The following is a 1,205-nucleotide window of genomic DNA, read 5'->3' on the forward strand; positions in this document are numbered from 1 at the left end:
GTCGGGGCTTGTCGCGCCGAGGCCGAAGGCGCCAGGCGCTGCCGGCCGGCGCGCACGATCGTCCTGCCGTTCCCCGGGCGTAGGCCCTTCCCGCCTGCCGGGAGCCTCCGGACAGACACTTTCCGTGATGGCTTCGACTGCCCAGGCGATCCCTTCGGTAGCATGTATCTATGTAGATGGCATCTACATAGACGGGATTCAGGTGTGACGACGGGTTTTGTCGGACGAGCGGCCGAGCTCGCTCTCCTGCGGAAACGGCTGGACCGGGTCGCCGCCTCGCATTCCGGGGCGGCGCTCGCCATCCGAGGCCGCCGCCAGGTGGGCAAGTCACGCCTCGTGCAGGAGTTCTGCGATCAGGCCGGCGTCCCGTACCTGTTCTTCACCGCCACCAAGGGTGCCTCACCGGTCGAATCGGTGGCCGCCTTGTTCGCGGACCTGAAGGAATCGTCCCTGCCGACCGATCGTGAACTCGTCCCCGCGCGATCCACGGGAAGCTGGCCGGACGCCTTCCGCGTCCTCGCCTCGGTCCTGCCGGACGCGCCGGCGATCATCGTCCTCGACGAGCTCCCCTGGCTCGCCGAACAGGACGACCTGTTCGACGGCGCGCTGCAGACGGCCTGGGACAGGCTGCTCGCCGGACGGCCGGTGCTCCTGCTGCTGCTCGGCAGCGACATCCACATGATGGAACGGCTCACCGCCTACGACCGCCCGTTCTTCGGCCGGGCCGACAACCTCGTCCTCGGCCCCCTCAACCCGCTGGAGACCGCTCACGCTCTCGGCCTGGACGCGGCCGACGCCATCGACGCCCACCTGGTCTCCGGCGGACTGCCTGGCATCCTGCGGAGCTGGCCGCACGGGACCCCGCCGCTGCCCTTCCTGGAACAGGAGTGCGCCGACCCGGCCTCGCCGCTGTTCAGCGTGCCGGAATCCACGCTGATGGCCGAATTCCCCACGCCCGACCAGGCGCGGCGCGTCCTCGAAGCGGTGGGTGCCGGGGAGCGCACCCATGCCAACATCGCCGCGGCGGCGGGCGGCCGGCAGGGTGCTCTGCGTTCGGGGTCGCTGTCGCCGCTGCTGCGCCGGCTTGTCGAGGAGAAGCGGGTGCTCGCCGTCGACGAGCCCCTCTCGACACAGCCCGGCAGGCCCGCGCTGTACCGGATCGCCGACAGCAACCTGCGGCTGTACCTCGGCGTCCTGCGATCCGC

1 protein-coding gene is annotated in these 1,205 nt (G+C 70.8%); it reads left to right on the forward strand.

Annotated elements, in window-relative coordinates:
• Window positions 1-204: 204 nt before the first annotated feature.
• On the forward strand, window positions 205-1,205 hold a 1,001-nt coding region (locus tag AC5LSR_RS09135; protein WP_493468352.1), incomplete at its 3' end, for an AAA family ATPase.

The organism is Protofrankia sp. CiP1_Cm_nod4 (assembly GCF_982290645.1).